We start from the raw sequence: 26838 nt of genomic DNA on the forward strand, positions 1-26838 counted from the left end.
CGAGTGCAAGAAAGGTGAGATGGCTGGATGGGAGAACCATTTGATATCAGTTATGTGTTCGAGTATCTAGTAAAGCTGCTTCCTACCTTGAAAGTCACTCTTCTTATCGTAGTGAGTTCCATCGTAATTGGGCTGGGCGTCGGGTTTATCGTCGCCCTTCCCCAGCTTTATAAGATTCCGATTCTAAGGCGATTGTCGCAGGTGTATCTCTCTTTTTTCAGGGGAACGCCGATTTTGATCCAGCTTTTTTTGTTTTATTACGGTTTGCCTGAGATTCTGAAGCTCGTAAATGTAGATGTCGCCAAACTGCCGGCCTTGTACTTCGTTATTTTAACTTATGCGCTGCACAGCGGTGCTTACTTGGCGGAAATGATTCGAGCAGCCGTTGGAGCGGTTGACCGAGGTCAGGTTGAAGCGGCTTACTCCGTAGGGATGACCGGCTTTCAAGCCTTCACCCGAATTGTTCTTCCACAAGCAATGGCCATATCAATTCCGGTATTCTCCAATTTGGTCATCGCGAATCTGAAGGACACCTCTCTTGCCTTCTCGCTCGGCATTATGGAGTTAACCGGCAAGTCGCAGACACTCGCTGTTATGTCGAGACATTTCGTCGAAACATACATTTCGCTCGCATTGATCTACTTCGTCATAAGCTTTGGACTCGAGAAGCTGTTCTACCTCATTGAGAAGAAGCTGCTCCGGCATGAACGCCGCCTAGCGGCCGAGGATAAGGAACCGCGCTTGCACAAAGGAAAAACCAAACGATTCAGGTTTATAGCAGGACCGGGCTTTGGCAGAGGAGGAAGGGAAAATGAAGCTTGATTTTGCATTCATATGGACGGCATTCCTGCAGCTTCTGACTGCGATTCCAACGGCGCTTGCGATAACCGTCGTGTCTGTGCTGTGCGGCCTCGTTATTGGTACTGCCGTTGCAATTGTCAGGCTCTACAAGGTTCCAGTCTTGTACCAGATCGCAGCCTCCTATGTCACTTTTATCCGTGGAACACCGATGCTGACGCATTTGCTGCTTATCTACTTTGGTCTTCCGATCATCGTTGACGGTATTGCCGAAGCACTCGGATTATCGTTCCGATCGGTCTCCATTCCAATGATCGGGTTTGCTTACCTGTCATTCTCCATTACCGCGGGAGCCTATATGTCAGAGGTAGTGCGGTCGGGCTTGCTGGCTGTCAATCGCGGACAAATCGAAGCGGCTTACTCTATCGGCATGACAACCTCGCAGGCGATGCGCAGAATCATTCTGCCGCAAGCTTTCTCAGCGAGCCTGCCGAACCTATCGAACATGGTTATTGGAATGCTGCACGGGTCAACGCTTGCTTTTACCGTTTCGGTCGTGGAAATCAACGCGAAGGCGCAGATCGTCGCCACGACGAACTGGAAGTTTTTTGAGGCGTATTTGGCTGCTGCCATTATATTCTGGGGATTAACCTTTATTATCGAGCGGCTTACTGCACTAGCGGAGAAGCGGTTTAACCTTTACAACAGAGGCGGTGTCTCATGATTAAGCTGACGCAGATCAAGAAGAGCTTTGGACGCAACGAGGTGCTTAAAGGCATCGATCTTACTGTGAAGAAGGGCGAGGTCGTAGCCATACTCGGGCCAAGCGGCTCGGGGAAAACGACGCTGCTGCGCTGCCTCAACTATTTGGAGAAGCCAAATGACGGCCAGATTACGATTGATGACTTCACCGTCAATTGCAAGCGTCCGGACAAGAAGGATATCCATACGCTCCGTCAGAAGAGCGCGATGGTATTCCAGCAATACAACCTATTCAAGCATAAAACAGCCGTTGAGAACGTTATGGAAGGGCTCGTTATCGTGAAGAAGCTACCGAAGGATGAAGCGCGCAAAAAAAGCGCAGAGCTGCTGGAGAAGGTGGGGCTTGGCAACAAGTTGGATGCCTATCCGAGCGAGCTGTCTGGCGGACAGCAGCAGCGTGTCGGCATTGCTCGTGCGCTCGCTTTGAATCCGGAGGTCATCCTGTTCGATGAGCCGACCTCCGCGCTGGATCCGGAGCTTGTCGGCGAGGTGCTTAGCGTTATCCGCAAAATCGCCAAGGAAGGCATTACGATGATTATCGTCACGCATGAGATGGGTTTCGCTCAGGATGTAGCGAATCATGTCGTGTTCATGGATGGCGGGGTTATCGTGGAAGAAGGAAAGCCAAATGAGATATTCAATTACCCGAAGGAAGAACGCACCAAGCAATTTTTGAAGCGAATCACGCCAGAGGGTGTTTATTCTATTTAACGCATAGAGGAGCGGATCGATATGTCACTGAAATTCGGCATTCTAGACCAAAGCATTATATTTCCCGGACAGACGGCTGCGGAAGCGCTCGGAAATACCGTCAAGCTGGCGAAGCTCGCAGAGACGCTGGGCTTCGAACGCTTCTGGGTATCCGAGCATCATGATTCCCCAGGCATGGCAGGCTCATCGCCAGAGGTGCTTATCTCTTATTTGCTGGCTCAGACGAAGACGATCCGTATCGGCTCGGGCGGGGTCATGCTCCAACATTATAGTCCATATAAAGTTGCGGAAAATTTCAATGTGCTCGCTTCCTTGGCACCTGGACGGGTGGAGCTTGGCATCGGTCGCGCACCGGGAGGGTTGCCTCGTTCGACTAAAGCTTTGCAAAAAGGTGTAGCGGAGGCTGCGACCTTGGCGGAAAAGCTGACGGAGCTGGAGCAGCTGCTGCATGATAAGACGGGCGAAGACCATCCGCTTGCCGGATTGGAAGCAAGTCCGCTGCCGGTTCAACCGGCTGACATTTATTTGCTCGGCACGAGCATATCCAGTGCGGAGCTGGCTGCCGAGAAGGGATATCCGTATGCATTCGCGTTATTTATCAACAATGATCCGGAAACGGCCCGCAAGGCGATAGAAACGTACCGAAACAACTTTAACCGCTCGCTTGGGAGAGAGCCCAAAACGATTCTGGCGTTGTCCGTTATTGCTTCGGATTCGGAGGAGGAAGCGAATGCGCTGGCAGGCCACTTTAAGAGCGTCCGGGTTACGCTTGCGAGCGGCAAAACCGTCAATGTTGGCTCGCTTGACCAGGCAAAGGAGTTTGCCCGCCAAGCAGGTGAGACCTTCACGGCGGAAGAGAGAGACGCCGACATTACGCGAGGAACCAAAGAGACGGTTCGCAAGCGGCTCCTTGAAATTCAAGCGCAATACGGCGTGGATGAATTCGTATTTACGACGATTATTCCCGATTTCGCGAAACGAATCCGTTCGTTCGAGCTGCTGAAGGAAGCGTTCGAAGGGGAATTGGTATGAGCGGCTTCTCGGCGGGAGCAATCGAGGCGAGGCTGGTGGAGATCCGCAGGCAGCTTCACGAGCATCCGGAGCTCTCCCATGAGGAATTCGAGACAACGGCTGCCATCCACGGCTGGCTGTCCGAAGCAGGTATCCGTATTGTCGATTACGGACTAAAGACCGGCGTCATTGCGGAGGTTGGAGGACTGCACGGAGGACCGATTGTTGCAGTAAGGGCGGATATAGACGCACTGCCGATTCAGGAGGAAACGGGACTTTCTTTTGCATCCAAAACCCCCGGGAAAATGCATGCCTGCGGCCACGATTTCCATACCGCTTCGATTCTTGGAACGGCCTTTCTGCTCAAGGAGCGCGAGCAGGAGCTGCGCGGAACCGTACGGTTTCTATTCCAACCCGCAGAGGAAAAGGCGAAAGGTGCAGGCCAGATTATTGCGAGCGGTGCGCTTGAAGGCGTAGAAGCCGTGTTCGGCATGCACAATAAGCCTGACCTGCCGGTCGGGACGATCGGCATCAAGGATGGCCCGCTCATGGCGGCCGCGGACGGCTTCGTTGTCGAAGTAGAAGGACGCGGAACCCATGCTGCTGTACCGGAAGCAGGTCTCGATCCCATTGTGACGGCTGCGCATATCATTACGGCGCTGCAATCGATCGTGAGCCGCAGCGTAAGCGCGCTGGACAGTGCGGTCATCAGCGTTACCAGGCTTCATGCCGGTTCGGCATGGAACGTTATTTCGGATAAAGCGGTATTTGATGGAACGCTAAGGACGTTCGACGAGCAGGTACGCCTTACGGTGCGGGAGCGCTTCGAGCAGGTTGTGAACGGAGTCGCCTCTGCTTTCGCGACGAAGGCGAGCGTGAAATGGATAGAAGGACCGCCGGCGGTCGTCAATGACGAGAGCTGGGCGGAGCAGGCAGCTGTAACGGCAGAAGCGTTGGGACTTACCGTCGTGAAGCCAAAGCCGTCTCCGGCTGGCGAGGATTTCGCCTTTTATTTGAAGGAAACCGCTGGGGTTTTCGTATTTCTCGGTACGGCGGGGCCGCAGGAATGGCATCATCCAGCCTTTGATTTGGATGAGGCAGCATTGCCGATCGCAGCGTCGTTCTTCGCAGCACTTGCTTCAGACGCTTTGCGCAAGCTGGCGGATGAACGCTTGCCGGGAGGACGAGAGCATCTCGAAATCATATGATGTCATCGTCGTAGGAGCGGGCTCCATGGGGATGAGTGCCGGTTATGAGCTTGCGGTCCGCGGTGCGAAGACGCTGCTCATCGATGCTTTCAATCCGCCTCATAACATGGGCAGCCATCATGGGGAGCCGCGCTTAATCCGGCATGCTTACCATGGAGGAGACACTTATGTGAAGATGGCGCTAAGAGCGGACGAGAAGTGGCTGGCACTGGAGCGGGCCACCGGCGAGAAGCTGTTGGAGCGATCAGGTGTGCTGAACATGGCAGAAACGAGCTTTTACCAGTATGAGGGCAGGCTTGACGATGCAATTAGGAATGGCGTACAGGTGGAGCTGCTGCAAGCGGATGAGATCAATCGCCGATTTCCGGGCATTCGGCTGGACGATTCGTTCCAAGGGATGTATGAGCCGAACGCCGGCTACTTATACAGCGAGAAATGTGTAGCGGCACTTAAGCAGCAGGCGCTGCTCGCTGGGGCGGAGCTGCTCGTCGATACCTTTGTGACAGATATCAAGGCCAATGAAGGTGGCGTTACTGTATATACGAAGGAAGCAGCCTATACGGCTTCACAGGTTGTCATTACCGTAGGGGCTTGGTTCCATATGCTGTCCAATCATGTAAAGCTACCGATCCGTGCCGTACGCAAGGTTGTCGGATGGTTTGAAACAAGCTCGACTGCATTCGACGCGGGTACGTTCCCCGGCTTCACATGGGGAGGAGCATTAGGCGGGTATTACGGCTTCCCGAGCATTAGCGGCGCGGGAATTAAGATCGGCAGGCATGATACGGGTGTAGAATGGTTGCCCGGAGAGCCCATCGCGCCGTTCGGCGCTTACCCGGAGGACGAGGAGGACCTGCGCCGGGCATTGCAAGCTTTTGTGCCAGGCGCAGCAGGCAAGCTCCTTCAGAGCGCAGTGTGCAAATACGAGTTCACACCTGATGAGGATTTCATTATCGATGCACATCCGGAGCATCCGAATGTGCTGCTTGCTGGAGGCTTCTCCGGCCATGGCTTTAAGTTTGCCAGCGTGGTCGGCGAGATTTTGGCTAATAAACTAGAAAAAAAACAAACGGGCTATGATTTGCGCCTATTCGAGCTTAGCCGGTTCACCAATCAATAACGAGGAACCATTTGGCCCCATTCACAAGGAGGAGCTTACATGAGCCAGTCAACTGTCAATGTTCAAGCGTATGTACAGGCGTATGATCAAATCGAGCAAGAAATAGAAGGACTAACCGAGCAGCAGCTTAAATGGAAGGCTGCGCCGGAATCGTGGAGCATAACCGAGGTTCTTACTCATCTCGTGGATCACAGCATCGTCGTTTCCTTCCGCGTTCGTGAAATATTGTCGGGCTCAGAAGCGAGATTGCCCCTCTTCAATCAGGATGCATGGGTGAGTGGCCAGAAGGCAAACGAGGGCGACGCAAAAGATATTCTGACAGCGGCCCGTGCGCTTGTTCAATATAACAGCCTGCTGTTCAACCGTCTTACTGACGAGGAATGGAGCAGAACAGGCGTTAACTTCAAAGGCGAGCATGTCGCGATTGCGGCTATCGTTCCGGCATTCGTTGCTCATATTCAAGGCCATTTGGGACAAATTCGACGGGTAAAGCAAAGCGAGGCAGAGTCGGCAAAAGCGAACCGCGCCATTTAAACGGTTGACGCTTGTAATCATAGTTAAAGGAAGCAGGTGATTGTGCATGTCGGACAATGCAGTTGTGATAAGGGATACCGAACCCGCGGATCGCGAGGCACTCCGGGAGGTGCTGCTGGATGCTTACGGGCAATATGAGCAGGTATTGCCTGAGGAAGCGTGGAGCCGTTACAAAGAAAGCATTCTCGAAGCAATCGACGGAGCAGCGACAAAGGCTCGGCTGGCAGCCGTGCTGAACGGTGAGGTAGTCGGCAGCGTATTTTTGTTTGATTCCTCTGAAGCGGCATACGGATTGCCTGATCTGAATATTCATTCACCGATTATTCGCCTCCTTGCCGTGTCGAGGAAGGCACGCGGTTACGGTGTCGCGACCGAGCTCATTCGTGCAAGCGCCAAGCTTGCGACAGAATGGGGAGCCGAAACGCTGCATCTCCATACCTCGGATATGATGGATTCTGCCGTTAGGCTCTATGAGCGGCTTGGCTTTGAGCGGGCGTTCGATAAGGATCTCCAGAACGGGGATACACTCGTAAAGAGCTATCGTCTTGCGTTAAAAGAAACGTCGCTGCTGCAGGTGCAGTAGCGTGCGCTGGAAATATAAAACAATGTGAACAGGGAGGACGTTTATTATGGCAAATCGCAAACAAATTAAGTTCGGTGCATTGATTCATGGCGTGGGAGGCAACGTATCGGCATGGCGGCATCCGGAGGTCCCGGCAGATGCAAGCGTTAATTTCAAGTTTTACACCCAGCAAGCCCAGACTGCCGAAGCAGGCAAATTCGATCTTGTATTCATAGCAGACGGCCTTTATATTAATGAAAAATCGATTCCTCATTTCCTCAATCGCTTCGAGCCTTTAACGATTTTGTCGGCGCTTGCTGCCGTTACGTCCAAGATCGGGCTGGTAGGCACGTTATCGAGCTCGTACAGCGAGCCGTTTACGGTTGCGCGCCAGTTCGGATCGCTTGACCATATTAGCGGCGGACGCGCAGGCTGGAATGTCGTGACGTCACCGCTCGAAGGCTCGGCAAGCAATTTCAGCAAAACCGACCATCCGACGCATGACGAGCGCTACAAAATCGCTGAAGAATATTTGGAAGTCACACGCGGCCTATGGGATTCATGGGAGGATGACGCATTCGTAAGAAATAAAGAAACGGGAGTATTCTTTGATCCTACCAAGCTTCATACGCTTAACCATAAAGGCGAGTATTTCGCTGTGCAAGGTCCGCTTAATATTGCGCGCTCCAAGCAGGGCCATCCGGTTATCTTCCAAGCCGGCTCATCGGAGAGCGGCAAGAAGCTGGCTGGCAAAGCGGCGGATGCGGTATTCACGGGCCATGAGAGCATCGAGGATGCAAAGGCGTTCTATAAGGATGTAAAGGATCGGGCGGTTGCAGAAGGACGCTCGGTAGATGATATTGTGATTCTCCCAGGCATCGGACCGATAATCGGCCGCACGGAAGAAGAAGCCGAGGCTAAGTATCAGGAGCTTGCGGCTCTCGTAACGATCGAGAATGCGTTGAACTACTTGGGACGCTTCTTCGAGCATCATGATTTCAGCCAATATCCGCTTGACGAGCCGTTTCCTGAGCTAGGTGATCTCGGACATAACAGCTTCCGCAGCGGTACGGATAAAATAAAACAAACGGCCAAAGAGCACAATTTGACGCTTCGCCAGGTTGCGCTGCAATCGGCTACGCCGCGAGGTCAATTCATCGGCACGCCGGAGAAGGTAGCGGATCTGATCCAGCAGTGGCATGAAGAGGGAGCAGCAGACGGCTTCATTATTCATTCTTCCATTCCAAGCGGCTTGAATGACTTTGTTGAGCTGGTCGTTCCTATTCTTCAGGAGCGAGGCGTGTATCGTACGGAGTATGAAGCGGATACGCTTCGCGGCAACCTAGGATTGCCGATTCCTGCCAACCGTTACTCAAAGGAAGCCGAGAAAGTAAACAGCTGATCGGATGGATACGAATCCGATTTATAAGCTGCTCGACGAAAGGGAAGAGGAATGGATTGCGCTTAGAAGGGAATTCCATCGCCAGCCTGAGCTGATGTATGACGTAGCTCGGACCTCTGAACGAGTCGCTGAGCTTCTGGAGCAGTATGGCCTGGAGGTTCAGCGGAGTGTCGGCAACCATTTCGGCAAAGGCGTCATCGGTGAGCTGCGCGGACATTTGCCGGGAAAAAGCTTGCTGCTGCGCGCTGATATGGATGCTCTTCCCATCCAGGAGCGGAATGATGCGGAGTACCGTTCAAGCATTGATGGATTGATGCATGCCTGCGGCCATGACGCCCATATGACGATGCTGCTGGCCGCAGCTTATGGCTTAAGCCGGCATCGGGACCAGCTTGCGGGAACGGTGCGCTTCGTGTTTCAGCCTGCTGAGGAGGGAGCGGCCGAAAGTCCGCTTGACGGCCGATTGTTAAGCGGGGGCCGTGATATGGTAGAGAGCGGGGCGGCGGATGATATGTCCGCTGTCTTTGCGTTCCACGTCTGGCCGGAGCTGGCTGCCGGACAAATCGCGGTTCACCGTCATTATGCTATGGCTGCATCGACGCATTTCCGTGTATCGTTTCAAGGCCGTTCGGGTCATCACGGCGCGCAGCATCTTGCCGCAGACGCGCTGCTGATGGCCGCACACTTTGCAATAGAGTCTCGCGCTGCAGTAGCAAGCGCAGTTAACCCATTCGAGCCGACCGCGTTTGTGTTTGGCAGACTGCAGGCTGGCACCGTTATTAATGCAATCGCTGAAACGAGTGAAATTGAAGGAACATATCGTGCTTTTGAGGCGCAAACGGTCGAACGAATACGGGAGATTATTGAAAGCTGTGCTGCAGCATGCGCCGCAAGGTTCGGAGGTGAATGCGAGGTAAGGTTCCGAATGGGGAAAGCATTGATCAATGACGCTAAGGCGGTACAGCTCGCATGGCATGCCGGTGAAAAAGTAGCCGGCAAGGGCAGGTCCATTCTGCTGGATAAGCCTAGCCTTGCCGGTGAGGATTTCAGCTACTATTTGGATCATGCGCCTGGAGCAATGGTACTGATCGGCGTAGGCAGCAAGGAGAAGGGGATTATACATCCGCTTCATCACCCGGAGTTTGATCTGGATGAGAGCACACTTGTCATTGGCGCGAAGCTGTTTGTACAAATTGTGGCAGATACGCTTGCCGGCGGCATAGAGGATGAATGGCTGAACACTGACATCTGAGCGATAGCAGCACCAACCGTATTTAGGCTATATAGGATGGATTAAACATGAGTATGCCGGTATCGCTGCGTGACAAAAGTCATTCTACGCGATTATACGAGAGAATACTGTGGTCATGGTTTCGGAGTATCTGGCCTAATTGGCCTAATCCGGTCCAAGGCTTGATCGGCCTCTAGCGCTTCCATTTCAGACGCTGTCTGCGCACTAGGCCTGCTGCCGTGCTCCTGCGTCTGCTTCGCTTCTTTTTCTTCGACCGCCTCCCTGTTAAAATAGCCGTATCAACGTCTTCTTCGCTTGATACGGTTTCTTCAGTTCCGGATGCGGTTTCCTCGGCCTGCTCTTCTACGTTCGTCTCCAAAATTTTTGCATTGCCAAAATTAACGCTACCTTCGTTTTTTATAATAATGACATACCCGATGCAGCAGCCCATAGATGCCTCAGCGTCCCTTCATAGCGAAAAACCAGTACATCTATTTATATGATTGGCTTGTTCCCTATGCATCGGCGCTTTCAGGGGTAACAACTGCCTTTTTCTATTTTTTCAAAGAAAGCAGAAAGGGAGAGAGAATCTGCGGTCGGTATACAAGTTATTTTAACTGAGCCATACCTTTATTAATCGCTGCCCAACGGTCAGGATCTAGACCGCTATTTTCGAGGTCAAGCGTCCCCATATCCTCCATGTATTCCGTGCCCCAACCAAGCAGCAGCTGCAGAATCGGCATTAATTTGTCACCAATCGGGGTGAGCGAATATTCAACCTTCGGCGGTACTTGGCGATAAACCTCGCGATGAATCAATCCGTCTTTCTCCAGATCACGAAGCGTGTTCGTAAGCATCGATTGGGTTACCTCTGGCAGAAGTCTCTGCATTTCGCTGAACCTCTTTGGACCGTCATGCAGCGCCCATAAAAGAAAAACCTTCCATTTCCCGCCGATCAGGCTTTGCGCCGTGAACATCGGGCATTTCATGAAATCTTCTCCATACTTAGCCATGTGTGAGTATGCCTCCAATAGTATGTTTTTTAGTACTATATACGAAAAATAAGCGTACTTGTTAATATCCTTAGTATCTAATATATTTAGAGTCTAACAAAAAACTGCCGAGCCGTATATCTTTATTGTGCTTGGCATTCCAATCCATACATGAAGGGATGATTCATCTATGTCAATTGTTATCACGGGTGCTACTGGACAACTAGGAGGTCTCGTTATCAAGCATTTGCTTGCCCGGCAGGTTCCTGCAAGCCAAATTATAGCTGTTGCAAGAAACGTGGAGAAAGCTTCTGCCCTAGCCGAGCTTGGAGTAGAGGTTCGCTATGGTGATTACAATGACCGCCAATCACTTGAAAAGGCTTTTGCAGGCGCGTCCAAGCTGCTATTCGTACCGAGCCCGGATGCTCATGACGAAACCCTTCGAATACTTCAGCATGCGAATGTTGCTAAAGCGGCAAAGGACGCTCGCGTGGGCCATATTGCGTATTATGGATATGCATTCGCTGAGACTTCAAAGCTTTCACTCGCTGCGACCCATTTGCTTACGGAGGGCATCATCCGTACGACGGGCATTCCGTTTACGTTCCTGAGAAATCCACTTTATACGGATGTTTTCGTAAGTCCGCAAAGCGTGGGTGCCGCGGTTCAATTCGGAGCGTTAGTTGCGAATGCAGGAGCTGGTCGCGTACATACAGCAAGCCGTGACGATTTAGCACTTGCAGGCGCAGTTGTGTTGACGGAAGAAGGACATGAGAATCAAATCTATAACCTTGCAACGGATACGACATGGAGCTTTGAAGAGCTTGCTGCAGCAATTGCTAAGGTATCTGGCAAGGCTGTCGTTTATAATCCGATCTCATTCGATGAGCAGAAAGCTCTTTTTCTTCAGGCAGGTTTGCCAGAGGGCGTAGCCATCATGGTAGCTGCCATCAATCAAAGCGTAGCGGATGGGGAGACGTCACAAACTTCGGATGACTTGAGGGAGCTGGTCGGAACATTCACCCCGCTTGAGGATATTGTGAGACAATCGCTTCAAGCTTAATCCCAATTGGTTAGCAGAAGCTTTCATGACCAAATAAAACAAGGGCCTAGCTCCAATTAGAGCTGAGCCCTTGTTTTATTTGGATGATTATGTAAGCATATGATTGGGTGCTGGAATAAGGCATTAATCATTTAGCGACAGCCTTGCTAGCGCACAAGTCTAATTACGGCTGTCGCAGTGACATGATTGCTAGTACAGCTTCATGTATTTAGCGCCCGAGCAGTTGCTCAGCGATCCAATCTGCGGCAGCTGCTGTAGATATTCCTTGCGCATCTGACGTATGGAACACATGCGTAAGGGTATCGCCAATTCGCTCAACTATCTTTTGTGCTGCAGCCGAATTGCCGCCTTCGAGCTCAACGGAGGTGACGATTATGCCTCCCGCGTTAATGACATAATCGGGAGCATACAAAATATCCATATCATGCAGGAGCTTGCCGTGCCGGGCCTCCAGCAGTTGATTGTTGGCAGCGCCTGCAATGATCGTACATTTAAGCTTACTAATAGTAGTATCATTCAGAATGCCGCCGAGCGCGCAAGGGGCTAACACATCGCAAGGCACAGATAGGATGTCGCCGGGCTTGCGCGGATCTGCGCCGAACTCTTCAACGGCTTTCCGCAACCTTGCAGGATTAATATCCGAGACAATGAGCTTGGCCCCGGCATGCTTCAAAAAGCGGCAAAGCTGGAACCCTACTTTCCCGAGACCTTGCACGGCAATGATTTTGTGTTGAATGGATTCGCTGCCATAAGCACGCTTAAGGGATGCTTGTATGCCTAGGAACACGCCATATGCTGTCATTTTGGCGGTAAGCTCGTTCACTGCGCCGAGTGAGCCGGATGTATCCGTAACGAACGAGGTTTCAAAGCGAACCCAGTCCATGTCGGAGACGGTCGTCCCCAAATCCATGCCTGTAATATAAGTGCCCTGCAGCTCGTCGATTTTGTGTCCTAATGCCCGAAACAGCATTTGCCGAGGTCCTTGATCGAAGTGGGAGAGAATGACAGCTTTGCCGCCCCCGTATGGAATGCCGGATACGGCAGATTTATATGTCATGCCTCGTGCAAGCCGAAGCGCATCCAAGACAGCGGCTTCGTCGCTTGCGTAATGCCACATCCTGCAGCCGCCGAGGGCAGGGCCAAGCGTCGTATTGTCAATAGCGATAATGGCTTTAAATCCGATTGAACGGTCTTGGAGGAAGATGAGCTGCTCATAATTTTGATTCATTAGGTTCAAGTTGACTCCTCCTTTGAAGCAGGTTTGCCGTGCTTCCTGCTCTCAGCATATTCAAGCCTAGCGGTCGATGGCACATGATAGACGACCTGCGTTATCGCAGGCTGTTAGGAGGAGCAAGCATTCTGAGAGGGGGCTGCGAATATGGTTAAGGGAGAACGTATAGGCAAGGGAATGACCGCTGAGGTGTTTGGGATGGGGAGAGAAATTGGAATAATGCGACTAGCGGTCAACCAGCCAGTAATGTCGCGCGAACGAGCTTAATGCTGCGTTCACCTTTCGTGTCTGAAATAGCAGGCGAAGGGATAAAAGCTGTGCAACATGAGATGCACCGAGCCTACATCAAACAATATATGGAGCTGTCTGTCATTTCATTGGCTGAGGTAGAGGCATGAATGATGCCTGTTGCTGCCGCAAGGCTTCGAGAAAATATACTAGGCGAGCAAGCCTGGCTGTTAGGCATGATTGAGGAAATGCTGCAAGGCAAAGGTTAAAACTAAGGAGTGAGAGGAGTGTATATATGGACTACTTGAGGGATTATGCTATGTATGCGGCGATCTTCGGCATGTTTGGTTTTTGCTGGTTTGGCTGGGCGCAGGAGAACCCAAGAAGCAGCTGGCGCAAGTATATTGGAATCGCGTCTGCATTGCCGTTGTTAGTCAGTCTGGCAGGTATCTATTTGAGCGTGACAAACTGGCAGGAGGCTACGGCATTATCCGGGTCCGACACATTCAGGAGCTATTTAATATTCGTGTTCATCGAGTTCTTTTTAGCTGCAATTGGCGCTGTTCTTTTGATTAAGCTCAAAAAAACCGATTATGTAGCGCCATGGATTCTATTTATCGTCGGCATTCATTTTTTCTGGTTAAAGGATGTATTCAAGGATTCAAGCCTGTACGTATTAGGTACCCTTCTTGTGGTAATATCCATCTTATCTTTATGGTTAGCCAAAAGACTTGGTGTGGCTCCGAGCGCCATTACAGGAATCGGCGGCGGTACCGTGCTCCTTGGCTTTGCGATTCTTGGACTCGTTCGTTTTTTTTCGATATAGCTCGCTTTTTCACCAATGGCAAGAAAAGAGATTGCCCCAAAAGTCAATCCAAATTGACGTGGGATGCTCTTCTTTCTTTCAGTCCATTCCTTAAGTATCAACTGCGCAAGGAATATTTTTCCGATCGCTGTCGTGTCCAGATTCCTTGAACCATTTCCATAGGGTGGAATCCGGATACAAAGGCGACCGCTGTCGCTACTGTAGAACATACAAAACAGAAACGGGATGGAGCAGCAATAACACCTGATTCATCCCATTTTCATTTATTAAGCGATTGTTTTTGTGTCTGGGACTATTTATTCCATGCTTACTTCTGGGACGGCCCCTTCACAGTGTCGCTAGCGTTTCCGTACTGCTGCACGGAGCTCCATGCGTCGGCTTCATCGAAGTGGCCCGCTGCCTGCTGCCTTCCCGCCCCAGCACCGGCTGGTGGCGGGGTCATGACTTGCTCTTCCACCGGCCTAGCGTCTGTAATTCCAGGATGTTCGGCATGCTCTATGCAGCGTGTCGTGGTAGGAACGGCTTGCAGCCGCTCGAAAGGAATAGCTGATTCGCATACGTCGCAGTTGCCATATTGCTCCTCTTCTATCCGCTCGAGTGCACGGTTCACCTCTTCAAGCTGTCCGCTAAGCGTCTCATCAATGGCCATATCCCTGCTTTTCTCGAACGTCTCGGTTCCAAGGTCGGCAGGGTGATTGTCATAGGATGAGAGCTCGCCTGTATCATCGGCAGACAAGCCGTTGATGCTGCCCCCTGTTCCGTCATTTCCTGCGAAATGAGCAGACAGCTCGTTTTTTTCTTCCATGAGCATATGCTTCAAATCTCTCAATTGCTTATCTGTCAGTAGTTCCATTTGAATCGCTCCCTTCAAGCTTCATTCTCTTACTTACCACGGACGCCGAGAAATGAAGCAGGGGATGGGGATTAGGTGACACCTATATAATCAACCAACCTGCAAAAATAGCGGAGCTTGATGCTAAACGGAATCCTGGCCTTACAGCAGATCCATTGCTTGAACAGTTCTCGCACTAACAATCGGAGACTTAATCTCTTGGGGGAAGTTAGCTGTATAATGGTAGAATGGAATGTAGGACTAGCTTTACAACGGCGGTCACCTTTATTATGATGGGAATATATGTTCTTACAAAGGGGGTGGCAATGTGTTGCTTAGAAGTAGGGAGGATATTATTCGTCTTATTCGTGCTGATGAGTGGATGATGGATATCCTGAGGGCATCACAATCGTTGAACCTACCTGATTGGTGGGTTTGTGCAGGTTTTGTGCGTTCTAAAATATGGGATACACTTCACGGATTCTCTGAACGTACGCCACTCTCAGATGTGGATTTCATTTATTATGATGCTTCCAATATAGACAAAGCTGCCGAGAAACAACTTGAAATCCAATTGAAACGAATGCTGCCTTACGTGCCTTGGTCCGTCAAAAACCAGGCGCGCATGCATCTAATCAACCATATCCCGCCTTATTTGTCTTCTGTTGATGCGATTTCAAAGTTCCCCGAGACAGCAACAGCATTAGGCCTTAAGCTGGACGATCAAGATCATATTGTGCTGACTGCACCGCATGGGATAGACGATGTGCTTCAAATGATTATTAAACCGACCCCTTTTTTCTCGGCGTGCAAGGATCGTTTAGCTATTTATGAGAAACGAATCATTCAAAAGAAGTTGAAAGACAAATGGAATAGGGTAACGATCATCTAGCTCCAGATTACAAATGAGTCTGGTGAATGGCGTATGGAAGCACTTAAGCGCTCAATTGTTCTATCGCTGACTAGGGCGAGACGTACATAGGCCGACTCGAAGAAAATACGAAGCTCGGTGTCCGTTTCCAGGTCATCACGGGATACGTATGGGAGACGAGCTGGAGGAATAGGATGATTGCGGGTGCGAAGCGTAGCTTCAACGTCTTCTAAGAATGAGACGAATTCGAGAGCTCCAAGCTCGCGTATCTTCTCATTAAGCGCAGTCCATCTCGCCTCGTGAGCGAGAAAATAAGCGCTCCACCAGTATAGCTCTTGAACCGACTCTATCACATGGCTGTAATAGGTTTTGAAAATAAATAAGGTTTGTTGACCGGAAGTCAATCTATTGTAAAAGTCGGCTATATCCTCATTTTTGCTGCTTACTTCTTTGTATGTGTGAATCAGTGGTGTAAAGCAGGCAGTTAGTAATGATTGATCATCCATCTTATCAAAAACCTCGCGTTGCATGGTTGCTAACATGTTTCAACCGCTCCTTTATTCCGAAAGTAGACGTCTAACTTCTTTATCGTCAAGTTAATCAGGGAAATGCAACAAATGTACGCGGAATTCGTCTACTAAAGTAGGTTTACTGAAAATTTCAGTTGCGAAGCGGAGTGTAAATCATGCGAAAATTAACGATAGGAGCAGCTACCGTACTTGCCATATGCCTGCTGAGTGGTTGCAGTGTTTCGTCCGAAGCCAAAAAGGGGAATTATATTATTTCGAAGGAAGATCAAAGAGTCTTAGTAGCGAATCAGATCTCTCAAAAGGATTCTGAAACGAAGACCTTTGCTGCCCTCAAAAAGAATAACGTCGAATTAATCAACTATATTGTTGAAGATATCAAGCTCTATAATGAACTTAAAGAAGGCGACAGAGTCATAGTAACGCCGGAAACGGATGATACAGGTGTATATGTTGTGATGCAATCATATCCGCCTCAGATTGTAGCTGGTGAAATAGAAGTACAAAAGGAATGATGCGCTTATGACTATCGATGCTTATTGCTCCATAATTCAAATAAAGGACCGACCGTTCCATATACGGGGTCAAGGTCAGGAAGCGGCACCTTTTCGATTTCGATTAAGTCAGCAGAGCGTTCCGCAAGCGTCCCTCGCCTGGTATTGTAACTCATTCCATTCGGGTAAGCACCAATGACTTTAAAGTCACTACTCGCTTTCAATCTCTTATGGCCAGTCCCGGCTGGAAGCAGAATAATATCTCCTGCTTGCACGGCAAAGGTCCGGCCTTGCTCGCCGCCTATGAGAAGATCAGCATTGCCGCTATATATGCCGAGCACTTCATGGCAGTTGCTATGATAGTGGTGGAAGTCATACACGCCATTGATCCAGCTGTTTCTCCAGTTGTTTCTGTTGAAAATAGCTTCTATTTCATCGGTCTGATCGGTTAGAGCGCCTCTATAAACAACAAGCGGCAAGCTCGGATGGTTCGGTATGCGTCCGTCATCTTCGAAATAATACGCGGCATGGCTTATTTCAGGCATAGCGCTTCCTCCTCTTCCTCAATGCGATAATCAAAGAGCTTACAGCAGATAGAGCAGCATCCCATAGCCTTTGCTCGCCGCGCTTCTATAGTAGTCAGCGACCGCTGCGTAGTAGCTGAGCACATACTCTTTATCATCCTCATCATTCCAGTCCGAGTTGGATGGATAAACGGATTCGGCGCTAAGTTCCGCGGGATCAAAACGCGATTCAAGCTCATCGCTGCTTAGCTGTGCGAGAGCTTCCGAGACATCCTTCACTTGCTCTGCCGTTAAAAACCGAGCTGGTCCGTAGCCCTCGTCCGCTCCTATAGGAGCGCCTCCGAGTATGACATTCTCGTAGGGTTCTTTTCCCCCGAAAGAGCTGCCATTAAGCAGAAAATGAATGCCGTGCCAAGCTTTGTCGATGTCGAGCACTTCTTCCTCGAACGTCTCGTGTATGATGACGCCTCCAAGCTCGTCAACCCGAGCAATAAGCGAATTCAGCTGTGTGACTGGAAGCTGCTGCAAGTATCCTATCATTCCCATTTCAAATACCTCTCTTTCAAAAATGGATCCATTTATTAATATCCGAATTATACCATATTGAATCTAGTCGCTTATCGTATAATAGACCTAAATGAAGGAGGGATAGCTGGACATGAGGCTAACGGATGTTGAAATAGAGGAAGGCTTGTCGGCAAACGAAGGATGGAAGCGTGAGGATGGCAAGTGGATAACGAAGAAATATCGTTTTACCGCATTCATGGACGCCATTGCGTTTGTAGATAGGGTAGCGAAAGCTTCCGAGCTGCTCAACCACCACCCCTTTATTGCCATCGATTATAAAATAGTTACGCTTCGTCTGACAACATGGCGCGGAGGCGGGCTAACAGCGCTGGATTTCCAGGCTGCTGAAGCTTTCAACAACGCCTATGCCTGGGAATAAGTGATTAGAGTTGCTTATTTCATATCCCTAATCAGCAGCGGAGCGATCAATTCACGGAACACATTGGATGGATGCCGATCCTTCTTCCGTTTATCGTCGGTGAGAACGACAACGATATCCAAGCTGGGGATATTATAAATGAACTGACCGGCATATCCTCTAGCGTAATAGCAGTCAAAAGAATTCGACGGTGAGGAGCTGGCAATTGCTTCGTCCATTCCCGCGCTAATGGTTTCTGTCCACCAATGCCACCCGTAAAAACATGGGTTTAGCGAACTTACGAGTATGGATGGCTGCACGGAACGAATGACACGGGTACTGGAAATCAGCTGCCGTTGTCCCCAACGTCCCTGCTGCAAGTATAACTGCCCGAAGCTGAGCATGTCCGCGGGACGCAGCCGTAATCCGTAACCGCCTGTATGAATGCCCTGGGGATCGGCTTCCCACTGATAGTCTACGATGCCCAGCGGGGAAAACAGATGCTCCTCGGCAAAACGGGCAGTAGGCATGCCAGATCTCTGCACAAGGATGGCAGACAGCAGCTGGGATGCACCGGAACTGTACTCCATGTGCGTTCCAGGAGAGTAGGCCATAGGCTGCTGTAATACAAAATCAACCCAATCATCGGACCTTGTCATTCGTGGAAACGAATTTTGGCCGCCGAACTCGGTCCAATTCATGCCAGATGTCATCGTCAAAAGATGCTCCAGCGTAATTTCCCGTTTCCTTGGATCGGAATCCGCGAGAAGCTGCGGGAAAAACTCGGTGACCTTAGTTTGTGGTTCTGGTATGATCCCAAGATCCATAGCGATACAAACCAAGGCGGACAAAAAGCTTTTGGTGCAGGAGTTAATTTTGGCGATTTCTGCCGGAATGGATGAATTTCGATAATGCTCAAACAGCATCCGGTCGTTTTGGGTGATCAGGCAGCTTCTTAAGTTTATAGGCTCAAGCGCAGATGATAGTTCTGATAAATTCATGCATGCCATTCCTTTAATCTCGTTTTATATAAAAGTAAATTAAGAATAGCTTAAAGGAGATATAGGATCAAGTTCTTTGGGGGAGCGTTATGCGAATGCCTGCACGAAAGGGAGGCTTGTGTGGTCCTTATTTATTCGAATGGAAGTAACATACTTACAATAAAACTGCGGAAGCCAAAGGCTTTCATTTCAAGTCTAGGGCTACCGCTGTTCGTCATGCTTAGACGCCGGAATAAGCTAGAAACCCGCCGTCGACGGGAATGGTTGTCCCCGTTACGAATCCGGACGTCGTTTCGTCTGCGAGCCATAGCAATGCGCCAAGAAGATCCTCGGGCTTGCCGAAGCGGCGCATAGGCGTATGGGAAATGATTTTATCCGAGCGTTCGGTCAATGAGCCGTCTTCGTTCAAGAGCAGCTTGCGATTCTGCTCCGTTAGAAAGAAGCCAGGCGCAATGGCATTGACGCGAATGCCCGATTCCGCGAAATGCACAGACAGCCACTGGGTAAAATTGACGATGGCTGCTTTGGCTGCGCTGTAGGCCGGCACTTTGGTCATTGGAGAAGGAGCGCTCATGGAAGATATGTTGATGACAACCGCTCCTTGTCGACCCAGCATCTGCTCTGCGAATACCTGGGTTGGTATAAGCGTGCCGACGAAGTTTAAATCCATGACGCTGCGGAAACCTTCCACGCTGAGATTGAAAAAAGTAGTCGTATTCGCAGCATGAAGCTGTTCGGGCTTGAAGGTTTCATTCGTCGTATTCGCACTCGGATGGTTGCCGCCGGCGCCATTGATCAATATATCGCAAGGGCCAAGCTGGTCCAAAACGGCAGCACCAGCTGCTTGGGTGCTTTCTGTGCTCGTTACATCGCATGCCACAGCGATTGCTGTACCGCCGGCTGCTTTAATTTCCTCGGCAACTGCCGCGCCCTTCTCCAACGTACGGTTTAGAATCGCAATGCTTGCTCCCTGACGGGCAAGCTCAAGCGCCATAACCCGGCATAACACGCCAGCGCCGCCGGTAATGACAACAACTTTTCCCTTGTAGGACTCATGCTTCGGAAATAGGGTCATGAACGTGCCTCCTTGTCGCCGCACGAAGCGGCTGCATGCACATAACCGTCCCATAATCCCCACAAATACATAATTCCTAGCGCACGGTCGTAAAGACCGTAGCCAGGACGGCATTGCTCATCCCAAATATGGCGGCCGTGATCAGGCCGTGCATAACCGGTAAAACCGATGTCGTGATAAGCCTTTACAATGCCGGCGATGTCGACTGTTCCGTCCTGCGTACGATGCGAGGTTTCAATAAAATCGCCGTTTTCATATACCCGCACGTTGCGAATATGGGCAAAGGGTATGCGATCCCCGAATTCATGAATCATCGAGACAATATCGTTGCTCGGATTGGCGCCAAGCGAGCCGCTGCACAGTGTAATTCCATTGTAAGGGCTGTCATAAAGCTTCAAAAAGGCTCTGAAGTTTTCTTGGCAGGTCATGATTCGCGGCAAGCCGAACACAGGCCATGGCGGATCGTCCGGGTGAATGGCCATTCGAATGCCGCAGCGTGCAGCGACGGGTATAATTTCATTCAGGAAATAACGTAGATTTTCCCATAAATGCGCCTCTGTTACGCCTTTATACGCTTCGAATAGACTAGTCAGATGCTGCAGCCGCTCAGGCTCCCAGCCTGGCATCGTAAGGGCGGAGTTCGCATTGATTTCCTCTACTAATTGAAAAGGGTCGGCGTTAGCAATACGGCTGTTCTCATAAAATAATGCCGTAGCGCCGTTGCCCATCGGCTTATGAAGATCAGTTCGCAGCCAATCGAAAATCGGCATGAAGTTGTAGCAGATCACTTTGACTCCGACGCTTCCGAGCTTCTCAATCGTCCGTTTATAGTTGTCGATATACATGTCGCGGGAGGGAAGCCCAAGCTTAATATCTTCATGTACGTTAACGCTTTCAACGACATCGATATGCAATCCTGCTTGCTCGGCTTGCTGCTTTACTTCCATAATTCGCTCAAGCGGCCATTCCTCGCCTGCCGGTACATCATGCAGCGACCAGACGATGCCGTCCGTTCCGGGAATTTGCTTAATGTAGCTGAGCGGTACAGTATCATTGCCTTCGCCAAACCATCTGAACGTCATTTGCATGCTTGGTGATCCTCCTAGTGGTTACTTATAATAGCCCGGATATTTCTCTTTCAGCAGTGCTTGATCGGCGATGTTCAAACTGAGATGCTCGACCATTAATTTCTGCGCTTCCATGCCGTCCTGCTTCTTAATGGCTTCAGCCATCCGGACATGCTGCTCGAAGAGATCCTTCCAATCGTGGTCGTCAACGAGCCTTAGCATGCGGCTGCGGTTCAAATGCGCGTTCATTTGCTGCATAATCGACCAAATATTCATTTTACTGCACCCTTCAAACATAATGCGGTGGAAAGCCTCATCAAGCTCGAACATGCTCTTGTCATCCTTGCTGCTGATGCATGCCTGCTGCTCAAGCAGGTTTTGTTCAAGGGCATCCAGAGAAGCCGGTGGAAAATGGCTGCAAGCAAGAAGGATAACAGCTTTCTCCAGCTGCTCCCTCATAAAGCGCGCTTCCTCTACGAGCGCCGTATCAATCAGCGAAACGAAGGTACCGCGCTGTGGAAGCACCTGTACAAGGCCTTCTTGGGCAAGCCTAAGAAAGCTTTCCCTGACAGGCGTGCGGCTAACCTTGAACAAAAGCGAGGTTTCATTCTCCGAAAGGGGCGTGCCGGGTGGCAGCTGAAGCTTTAAAATTTGTTCCTTGAGCTCCATATAGACAGCATCTCTTGTAGAAACCGGCTGAGGGCGATGATTGAAATTCATGTACTCATTCCTTTCGGATTTACACTACCATACTACCATACAAGTTAGGGCTGGGAAATAGAAAACAAATAAAATATTCATAAAAACGAAGGAAGGGCCGCCCTGAAAGTAGAATTTCTACTCTTTGGGCAGCCCTTCAATATCGTTCATTTCCGTTATTTAACGCTAATTGGCATTACTCCAATTTGTTTCATTACCGCTAATAGGACAAGCAGGGAATCTTTCTCCCTCTTGCAGCTTATTTTCCTTGCCTGATTCTGAAATGTAAGTCCCAGCATGCTTTACAATTTCTCCCGTTCGATAAGAAGTATCTGTACTATTCTTTGTCTGGCTCATAGTATCTAGCACCTCCAGTTATTTGGTAGCGGATAGATAGGGGGTTATCCGTACATTGTTATTTACCCTTTAATTGCGATTATGAAACAGGACAGTAGTTTCATTTCCTTTATTTCTCCGTTTGCAGCTCTTTTTTTCCTTCGGTTCTCGTCTTTTCACGCTCATCCAATGTTTTCAAATAAGTGGACATGACCCGGGCAAGCTGATCGGATACCTCGACTAAGCTCATATGCGCCACATCCTCGAAGGTTGTTTCGAGAATATGGGGATATTTGTAGGTGGTTTCGGGCTGATCAAGGCTCGTCACCGTGAACGTATCGTCGGGCTTAATGACGGCATCCTCGGCACCTGCGACAAGCAGTACCGGATATTTAGCTTCTGCCAGCACATGGCTTCGGTCGGGACGCTGCATCATGCCCTCTAATGTCGCAATGACGGCGCGAGCTTCCATCTCTTGGCCTACGCCAATGAGATCGTTGACCTCGCTGCGCAGTTCGGCAAGCTTTTCGTCCGTAAAGAGATTAGGGATGATGCCATAAAGGTATTTGGAAATGCCTTTCTCGCGAATCGCTTCAATATCAGCCAAGCGCTTCTCTTTCGTTTCCTCGGAATCCGGCATGACGGTGGAATGAATAAGGCCGAAGCCGGAAAGCTTGTCTGGATATTTTTCGGCAAAGGCAGCCGTGACATAACCGCCCAAGGAGTGGCCGAACATGACTACCTTCTCGATATGAAGCGCTGCCAAGAGCTCTGCAATGTCATCAGCCATTAGATCCATGGTGTACGTTCCTTCGGGTGCCGAGGAACCGCCGTGACCGCGAAGGTCCGGTATAATGACGTGATATTGCTCGCTAAGCAAAGGACATATTTTTGACCAGTACCCCGATGAGCCGCAAAAGCCGTGGAGCAATACGATCGCTTTCCCATTACTACTTCCACATTCTTCATAGACTAAATCGATGCCGTTAACGTGAACACGTTGCTTTTCCATCGATCATCACCAGCCTTTTCTATTATCGATTTGTTTGGTGTAGTTTCTTAACCTCATCCAAGGCATCTGAAACAGTATAAAAAAACATATATTTATTTCTTCATTAATAGCTGTGCATAAGCATGTGAAGCTTGCTATTAGGCTGTTTCAAAGGTACTGGCACTGGTTAATAACATGACAAGTTAGCAAAAAACACAATGAAGAGGGAAGGATGATTCCAATGTTAGGATGGGCATTATTATTTTTTATCTTTGCAATTGTCGCTGGCATATTCGGCTTTCTCGGAATTGCTTCCGCGTTAGCTGGTATAGCGAAAATATTGTTTGTCGTGTTTATCGTACTCTTTATCGTATCGCTTATCGTAGGCAGAAGACGAGTCAGTTAACGACGCTCCTGAAATGAAGTAAACGCAATAATAATATGATAATAATAGGAGGAATTAACATGAATAATCTATCCAATACGAAGGTGCACACTGTAAATAATGTCGTTGAGGTACAGGAACAGGTTTATAAATTCCAAACGGAGGGTTACCACAAGGACAAAATCTTTGTTCTCACTCATGACAAGGATCGGACGAAACGGATCGTGGAAAACACGGATGCCGAAAAAATAGGGGTAGCTGAGGAAGGCTTCGGTTCGGCGATTGCGAACATTTTCCGATCCAATGGGGATGAGCTCCGCGCTAAGATGAGGTCGCTCGGCATTTCTGAGCAAGAATCGCAGCGGCTTGAACGCGAGCTGGATCAAGATAAAATTCTCGTTATCGCATGGGGCGGCAAGGAGTATACGGGCGAAGAGTTCGACCCGGCCGTATACTACTATCCTCATTACGTTGTTTAAGAGCTAGAAACGCTGCTTGAATAACGACAATTCAAGACCTATCCGCGAGGGTAGGTCTTTATTGGTCTATTTTCCTATAAAAAGTTGACTCTCCTTGCAGTTACGCTCAAAATATGAGTAGATGGTATTGGAGTTAAAGGAGCCTAGATATGAGTATTATAATCGTAGATGATAACACTACCAACCAGATTATTATTAAAGCCATATTGAACAAAGAGGGCTATAAGGATTTGAAAATCGCCTCCTCGGCAATGGAACTTTACGATATGCTGGACATAGAAAGCGCAAGTACGGCAGAAACTAACGTTGATCTTATTCTCATGGATATGATGATGCCTGAGATCGACGGTCTGGAGGCATGCAAGCGCATATTGCAGGTAGAGAGATATAAAGATGTACCCATTATATTTGTTACCGCGCTGGGCGATTCGAACAAGATGGCAGAAGCGCTCGATGCTGGGGCAAGCGACTATGTCATGAAACCGATCAATAAGATGGAGCTCTTAGCCCGTATTCGTTCCTCTCTTCGGCTGAAGAGGGAGATTGATTGGCACAAAGAGAGAGACATGCAGATGAAGACGAAGCTGGAGCTTGCCAAAAAAGTTCAGCGGAATGTATTGAGCCAGCCTATCAATGACGACCAAATAACGGTAAGCGCGGTCTACCAGCCCTCCTCAGAGCTGGCCGGCGATTTTTATGCATGGTACCGCATCGATGAGAGCCGATATGGTGTCATCCTACTCGACATGATGGGCCATGGCATTTCTTCTTCACTTGTATGCATGTACATATCGTCGGTGCTCAAAGATACGATTATGCGCATTACGGAGCCTGACCTAGTCATGCATGAGCTGAACCGCTACATGAACCAGCTCTATAAAAAGGAAGAGCTGCTGAACTATTATTTCACAGCTATTTATATGGTTATCGATACGGATAAGAAAGTGATCGAGTACGTTAATGCGGGACACCCGCCAGGAAAAGTGCTAGCGGGCGGCGATGAGGTTTTGCTGACGGAGGGCTGTTGTGCGATTGGGTTATTCGAGAATATTGACATCAGTAAAGGGACCTTTGCGTACGAAGGGCAAATGAAGCTATTTCTATACACGGATGGATTAAGTGAAGCGCTTGGGGATAATGAAGAGGTTAAGCTTCATATGCTCGTTGAACGGTTGCGCGGAGAAGAAGTGTGTGAGCATACGGCAATTGTAAGTGATTTTCTTTCGGAATTTAACAATGAAAGCCAGAAGGATGATATTTGCGTCGTCATGATTACAACCAAAGAAGGATGAGCCTGCTCAGCGGGTTCATCTTTCTATTTAATTAAATATCAATTTCCTGTTTCAAACTCTTCGGATTGGTTTATACATAAATAAGTGAAACAATAAGGATATTCCCGCATAGGAGGGAGACCATATGAAGAATTTTATTTTAATTGGCTGTTTGATTGGAGGAATTGTTGCTTACTCAGGTAACTTGGCCCCAATTGCTTCGAGTTATAAGCAAGCGATGGTTACGAACGCCGTTGAAGCGCCGTCCTCTGTGCAGTCAGTTCATGAAATAGAAATAGCTTCTATGCCTCCCGCAACCGTAGCTAATACGACCTATTCGGAAGAAGCAACGAAGGTCAAGGAAGCAGTGAAACCAAGCTTTAAGCTTCAAAGTGTAAATGATATTACTCTCTTTGATGACCCTAGCGCAGTAATCAAGAAGCTGGGGAAGCCTGAGCAAATCGTAGAGGATCCTTATCTCAATGAATTGTACACGTACCAGTATCCGAATATGGCGATTGTCTTCAGCGACGGAATGCTTTATTCGCTAGAAATTCCGGAAAATGCCCAGACAATAATCATTGATGGCATCCAGCTTGCTGCGACGATTAAAGCGTTAGAAGAAGCACTGGGACAACCGGATTATGAGACGGAGGATGGAATCGTATTTGAACGCGGCGATGCTTTGTTGAAGCTATTCATCGATGTCGATTCGAATAAGCTGACGTCCATTCATTATTTCCATCGTGCCTCGATGTAGGTATTCGTTTGTACAGCTTGTACAATCAGCAGGAACTTGATAAGCTATTTATTAAACAAACGCGAGCGGAGTGAATGAAAATGAAGGCTGAGCAATTTCAAGTCGTACAGGAAGAATCATTAGACCAATTTATTCTACATGTCAGCGGTGAGTTGGATTTGTCCATGGTTCCGCAGCTGCGAATGGCTTTGGAACCGGTTATGAACCGCACGGACAAAGCATTGATCCTAAATCTCAAACATTTAAAATATATCGACAGTACGGGTATCGGCATTATCGTTTCGGTGCTGAAGCTGCGCGATGAGCTGAAGGCTCCTTTTTTCGTACGCGAAATACCGCCTTCCGTCAAACGGTTATTTGATTTGACAGGGATTTCACGATATCTAATAGAGGGGACAGAGGCCCAAGCATGAATGCCATTCGCTTACAAATACCGGCCCATGCAGACTATATCGATATGGTCAGAATCTGTCTTTTTGGCATCGCATCAAAAATGAACTATCCATATGAGGAAATGGAAGATATGAAGGTTGCTGTGTCGGAAGCCTGTAACAATGCAGTCATTCACGGAGAATTTCGTGAAACGGACAATGTGATCGACATCAGCTTCGAGCCTATGGATTCCGGCCTTACCATAAAAGTGAAAAACAACGGTGTCTCTACGTGTGTCGGTGAAGCGCTTGAGAAAGCATCGCCGCTTCCAGACGTTGATGTTAGCGGGCTCCGCGTAGGCGGGTTAGGTATCTATCTTATGCAGGCGCTGATGGATGAGGTGGAGGTAAACGCCTCAGAGAGCGGCACCGAGGTCGTTCTAACCAAATATTTGGATGTTGCGGCAGAGCATTAGACCATGCATTGCTGTTTATTTTAACAAAAGGGAAATGACGCTATTACGTCATTTCCCTTTTGTTGTTTAAGCATA

The 26838-nt window shown here is 49.3% G+C and carries 34 protein-coding genes; 21 read left to right on the forward strand and 13 right to left on the reverse strand.

The window, feature by feature from the left end; all coding sequences use genetic code 11:
• The first annotated feature begins 27 nt into the window (after positions 1-27).
• Genes AB4Z29_RS24035 through AB4Z29_RS24080 form a run of 10 tightly spaced genes read left to right on the forward strand, consistent with a single transcriptional unit; the run spans position 28 to position 9360 of the window.
• Positions 28-822: an amino acid ABC transporter permease gene (locus AB4Z29_RS24035; RefSeq protein ID WP_441945517.1), complete on the forward strand. Its 795-nt coding sequence runs from the start codon at positions 28-30 to the stop codon at positions 820-822.
• Positions 812-1522 carry an amino acid ABC transporter permease gene (locus AB4Z29_RS24040; RefSeq protein WP_441945518.1) on the forward strand — a complete coding sequence of 237 codons (711 nt, stop codon included), beginning with the start codon at positions 812-814 and terminating at the stop codon, positions 1520-1522. The genes AB4Z29_RS24035 and AB4Z29_RS24040 overlap by 11 nt, the downstream gene beginning before the upstream one ends.
• Positions 1519-2271, forward strand: a complete 753-nt coding sequence (locus tag AB4Z29_RS24045) for an amino acid ABC transporter ATP-binding protein (RefSeq protein ID WP_441945519.1) — start codon at positions 1519-1521, stop codon at positions 2269-2271. Before AB4Z29_RS24040 ends, AB4Z29_RS24045 begins: the two co-directional genes overlap by 4 nt.
• A gap of 21 nt (positions 2272-2292) precedes the next feature.
• On the forward strand, positions 2293-3303 hold the full coding sequence (locus AB4Z29_RS24050) for an LLM class flavin-dependent oxidoreductase (protein ID WP_441945520.1): 1011 nt from the start codon (positions 2293-2295) through the stop codon (positions 3301-3303).
• Positions 3300-4490, forward strand: a complete 1191-nt coding sequence (locus tag AB4Z29_RS24055) for an amidohydrolase (protein ID WP_441945521.1) — start codon at positions 3300-3302, stop codon at positions 4488-4490. Before AB4Z29_RS24050 ends, AB4Z29_RS24055 begins: the two co-directional genes overlap by 4 nt.
• The gene (gene solA / locus AB4Z29_RS24060) at positions 4447-5610 is read left to right on the forward strand and encodes an N-methyl-L-tryptophan oxidase (protein WP_441945522.1); all 1164 of its coding nucleotides are present in this window, start codon (positions 4447-4449) and stop codon (positions 5608-5610) included. Before AB4Z29_RS24055 ends, solA begins: the two co-directional genes overlap by 44 nt.
• Before the next feature lie 39 nt (positions 5611-5649).
• Positions 5650-6144: a DinB family protein gene (locus AB4Z29_RS24065; RefSeq protein ID WP_441945523.1), complete on the forward strand. Its 495-nt coding sequence runs from the start codon at positions 5650-5652 to the stop codon at positions 6142-6144.
• A gap of 46 nt (positions 6145-6190) precedes the next feature.
• Complete coding sequence (locus tag AB4Z29_RS24070) at positions 6191-6727, forward strand: GNAT family N-acetyltransferase (protein WP_441945524.1); 537 nt, start codon at positions 6191-6193, stop codon at positions 6725-6727.
• A gap of 46 nt (positions 6728-6773) precedes the next feature.
• Entirely contained in the window at positions 6774-8108 is a 1335-nt protein-coding gene (locus AB4Z29_RS24075) for an LLM class flavin-dependent oxidoreductase (RefSeq protein ID WP_441945525.1), read from the forward strand.
• Between the two features lie 4 nt (positions 8109-8112).
• A complete protein-coding gene (locus AB4Z29_RS24080; RefSeq protein ID WP_441945526.1) occupies positions 8113-9360 on the forward strand; it encodes a M20 metallopeptidase family protein in 1248 nt (415 codons plus the stop codon).
• Between the two features lie 172 nt (positions 9361-9532).
• Here AB4Z29_RS24080 and AB4Z29_RS24085 read toward each other — a convergent pair whose 3' ends face one another.
• Both AB4Z29_RS24085 and AB4Z29_RS24090 read right to left on the reverse strand, forming a co-directional pair.
• Entirely contained in the window at positions 9533-9790 is a 258-nt protein-coding gene (locus tag AB4Z29_RS24085) for a hypothetical protein (protein ID WP_441945527.1), read from the reverse strand.
• 157 nt (positions 9791-9947) lie between these two features.
• Entirely contained in the window at positions 9948-10352 is a 405-nt protein-coding gene (locus AB4Z29_RS24090; RefSeq protein ID WP_441945528.1) for a winged helix-turn-helix transcriptional regulator, read from the reverse strand.
• Between the two features lie 169 nt (positions 10353-10521).
• On the opposite strand from AB4Z29_RS24090, the gene AB4Z29_RS24095 reads away from it, so the two are divergent.
• Positions 10522-11394 (forward strand): SDR family oxidoreductase, encoded by an 873-nt coding sequence (locus AB4Z29_RS24095; RefSeq protein WP_441945529.1) that lies wholly within the window; start codon positions 10522-10524, stop codon positions 11392-11394.
• A 208-nt stretch (positions 11395-11602) separates the two neighbouring features.
• Here the strand turns inward: AB4Z29_RS24095 and AB4Z29_RS24100 are convergent, their stop codons facing one another.
• Positions 11603-12622 (reverse strand): Leu/Phe/Val dehydrogenase, encoded by a 1020-nt coding sequence (locus AB4Z29_RS24100; protein ID WP_441945619.1) that lies wholly within the window; start codon positions 12620-12622, stop codon positions 11603-11605.
• A 526-nt stretch (positions 12623-13148) separates the two neighbouring features.
• Here AB4Z29_RS24100 and AB4Z29_RS24105 point away from each other — a divergent pair.
• The gene (locus AB4Z29_RS24105) at positions 13149-13679 is read left to right on the forward strand and encodes a hypothetical protein (RefSeq protein WP_441945530.1); all 531 of its coding nucleotides are present in this window, start codon (positions 13149-13151) and stop codon (positions 13677-13679) included.
• 307 nt (positions 13680-13986) lie between these two features.
• On the opposite strand, the gene AB4Z29_RS24110 is transcribed toward AB4Z29_RS24105, so the two are convergent.
• Positions 13987-14532 (reverse strand): TraR/DksA C4-type zinc finger protein, encoded by a 546-nt coding sequence (locus tag AB4Z29_RS24110; protein ID WP_441945531.1) that lies wholly within the window; start codon positions 14530-14532, stop codon positions 13987-13989.
• 307 nt (positions 14533-14839) lie between these two features.
• On the opposite strand from AB4Z29_RS24110, the gene AB4Z29_RS24115 reads away from it, so the two are divergent.
• A complete protein-coding gene (locus AB4Z29_RS24115) occupies positions 14840-15403 on the forward strand; it encodes a nucleotidyltransferase family protein (protein WP_441945532.1) in 564 nt (187 codons plus the stop codon).
• Here the strand turns inward: AB4Z29_RS24115 and AB4Z29_RS24120 are convergent.
• Positions 15400-15924 carry a hypothetical protein gene (locus AB4Z29_RS24120; RefSeq protein WP_441945533.1) on the reverse strand — a complete coding sequence of 175 codons (525 nt, stop codon included), beginning with the start codon at positions 15922-15924 and terminating at the stop codon, positions 15400-15402. The two genes, AB4Z29_RS24115 and AB4Z29_RS24120, sit on opposite strands and share 4 nt — an antisense overlap.
• Before the next feature lie 143 nt (positions 15925-16067).
• Here AB4Z29_RS24120 and AB4Z29_RS24125 point away from each other — a divergent pair, with 143 nt between their 5' ends.
• Positions 16068-16424 carry a DUF3221 domain-containing protein gene (locus AB4Z29_RS24125; protein WP_441945534.1) on the forward strand — a complete coding sequence of 119 codons (357 nt, stop codon included), beginning with the start codon at positions 16068-16070 and terminating at the stop codon, positions 16422-16424.
• 11 nt (positions 16425-16435) lie between these two features.
• Here AB4Z29_RS24125 and AB4Z29_RS24130 read toward each other — a convergent pair whose 3' ends face one another.
• Both AB4Z29_RS24130 and AB4Z29_RS24135 read right to left on the reverse strand, forming a co-directional pair.
• Positions 16436-16948, reverse strand: coding sequence for a hypothetical protein (locus tag AB4Z29_RS24130; RefSeq protein ID WP_441945535.1), 513 nt, complete (start codon positions 16946-16948; stop codon positions 16436-16438).
• 39 nt (positions 16949-16987) lie between these two features.
• Complete coding sequence (locus tag AB4Z29_RS24135) at positions 16988-17473, reverse strand: YfbM family protein (protein WP_441945536.1); 486 nt, start codon at positions 17471-17473, stop codon at positions 16988-16990.
• Between the two features lie 112 nt (positions 17474-17585).
• On the opposite strand from AB4Z29_RS24135, the gene AB4Z29_RS24140 reads away from it, so the two are divergent.
• Positions 17586-17873, forward strand: a complete 288-nt coding sequence (locus AB4Z29_RS24140) for a 4a-hydroxytetrahydrobiopterin dehydratase (protein WP_441945537.1) — start codon at positions 17586-17588, stop codon at positions 17871-17873.
• Between the two features lie 14 nt (positions 17874-17887).
• Here the strand turns inward: AB4Z29_RS24140 and AB4Z29_RS24145 are convergent, their stop codons facing one another.
• The 6 genes from AB4Z29_RS24145 to AB4Z29_RS24170 all read right to left on the reverse strand — a co-directional run bounded on the left by AB4Z29_RS24145 (position 17888) and on the right by AB4Z29_RS24170 (position 23042).
• On the reverse strand, positions 17888-18853 hold the full coding sequence (locus AB4Z29_RS24145) for a serine hydrolase domain-containing protein (RefSeq protein WP_441945538.1): 966 nt from the start codon (positions 18851-18853) through the stop codon (positions 17888-17890).
• A 220-nt stretch (positions 18854-19073) separates the two neighbouring features.
• Positions 19074-19928, reverse strand: a complete 855-nt coding sequence (locus AB4Z29_RS24150) for an SDR family oxidoreductase (RefSeq protein WP_441945539.1) — start codon at positions 19926-19928, stop codon at positions 19074-19076.
• Positions 19925-21016 (reverse strand): mannonate dehydratase, encoded by a 1092-nt coding sequence (uxuA, locus tag AB4Z29_RS24155; protein ID WP_441945540.1) that lies wholly within the window; start codon positions 21014-21016, stop codon positions 19925-19927. Before uxuA ends, AB4Z29_RS24150 begins: the two co-directional genes overlap by 4 nt.
• 21 nt (positions 21017-21037) lie before the next feature.
• Complete coding sequence (locus AB4Z29_RS24160) at positions 21038-21715, reverse strand: GntR family transcriptional regulator (protein WP_441945541.1); 678 nt, start codon at positions 21713-21715, stop codon at positions 21038-21040.
• A 165-nt stretch (positions 21716-21880) separates the two neighbouring features.
• Positions 21881-22051 carry a hypothetical protein gene (locus AB4Z29_RS24165; protein ID WP_441945542.1) on the reverse strand — a complete coding sequence of 57 codons (171 nt, stop codon included), beginning with the start codon at positions 22049-22051 and terminating at the stop codon, positions 21881-21883.
• Positions 22052-22160: 109 nt separating this feature from the next.
• A complete protein-coding gene (locus AB4Z29_RS24170; RefSeq protein WP_441945543.1) occupies positions 22161-23042 on the reverse strand; it encodes an alpha/beta fold hydrolase in 882 nt (293 codons plus the stop codon).
• Positions 23043-23262: 220 nt separating this feature from the next.
• Between AB4Z29_RS24170 and AB4Z29_RS24175 the strand changes: the two genes are divergently transcribed.
• From AB4Z29_RS24175 to AB4Z29_RS24200, 6 genes are all read left to right on the forward strand, one after another.
• A complete protein-coding gene (locus AB4Z29_RS24175; RefSeq protein ID WP_138755342.1) occupies positions 23263-23427 on the forward strand; it encodes a DUF1328 domain-containing protein in 165 nt (54 codons plus the stop codon).
• Positions 23428-23486: 59 nt separating this feature from the next.
• Positions 23487-23885, forward strand: coding sequence for a general stress protein (locus AB4Z29_RS24180; protein WP_183559488.1), 399 nt, complete (start codon positions 23487-23489; stop codon positions 23883-23885).
• Between the two features lie 149 nt (positions 23886-24034).
• Positions 24035-25177, forward strand: coding sequence for a PP2C family protein-serine/threonine phosphatase (locus AB4Z29_RS24185; RefSeq protein ID WP_441945544.1), 1143 nt, complete (start codon positions 24035-24037; stop codon positions 25175-25177).
• Positions 25178-25301: 124 nt separating this feature from the next.
• A complete protein-coding gene (locus AB4Z29_RS24190; protein WP_441945545.1) occupies positions 25302-25916 on the forward strand; it encodes a hypothetical protein in 615 nt (204 codons plus the stop codon).
• Between the two features lie 80 nt (positions 25917-25996).
• Positions 25997-26329: an STAS domain-containing protein gene (locus AB4Z29_RS24195; protein ID WP_441945546.1), complete on the forward strand. Its 333-nt coding sequence runs from the start codon at positions 25997-25999 to the stop codon at positions 26327-26329.
• Entirely contained in the window at positions 26326-26763 is a 438-nt protein-coding gene (locus tag AB4Z29_RS24200) for an ATP-binding protein (protein WP_441945547.1), read from the forward strand. The genes AB4Z29_RS24195 and AB4Z29_RS24200 overlap by 4 nt, the downstream gene beginning before the upstream one ends.
• The last annotated feature ends 75 nt before the right edge of the window (positions 26764-26838 follow it).

The organism is Paenibacillus sp. 2TAB23 (genome assembly GCF_052115165.1).
GTDB lineage: Bacteria > Bacillota > Bacilli > Paenibacillales > Paenibacillaceae > Pristimantibacillus.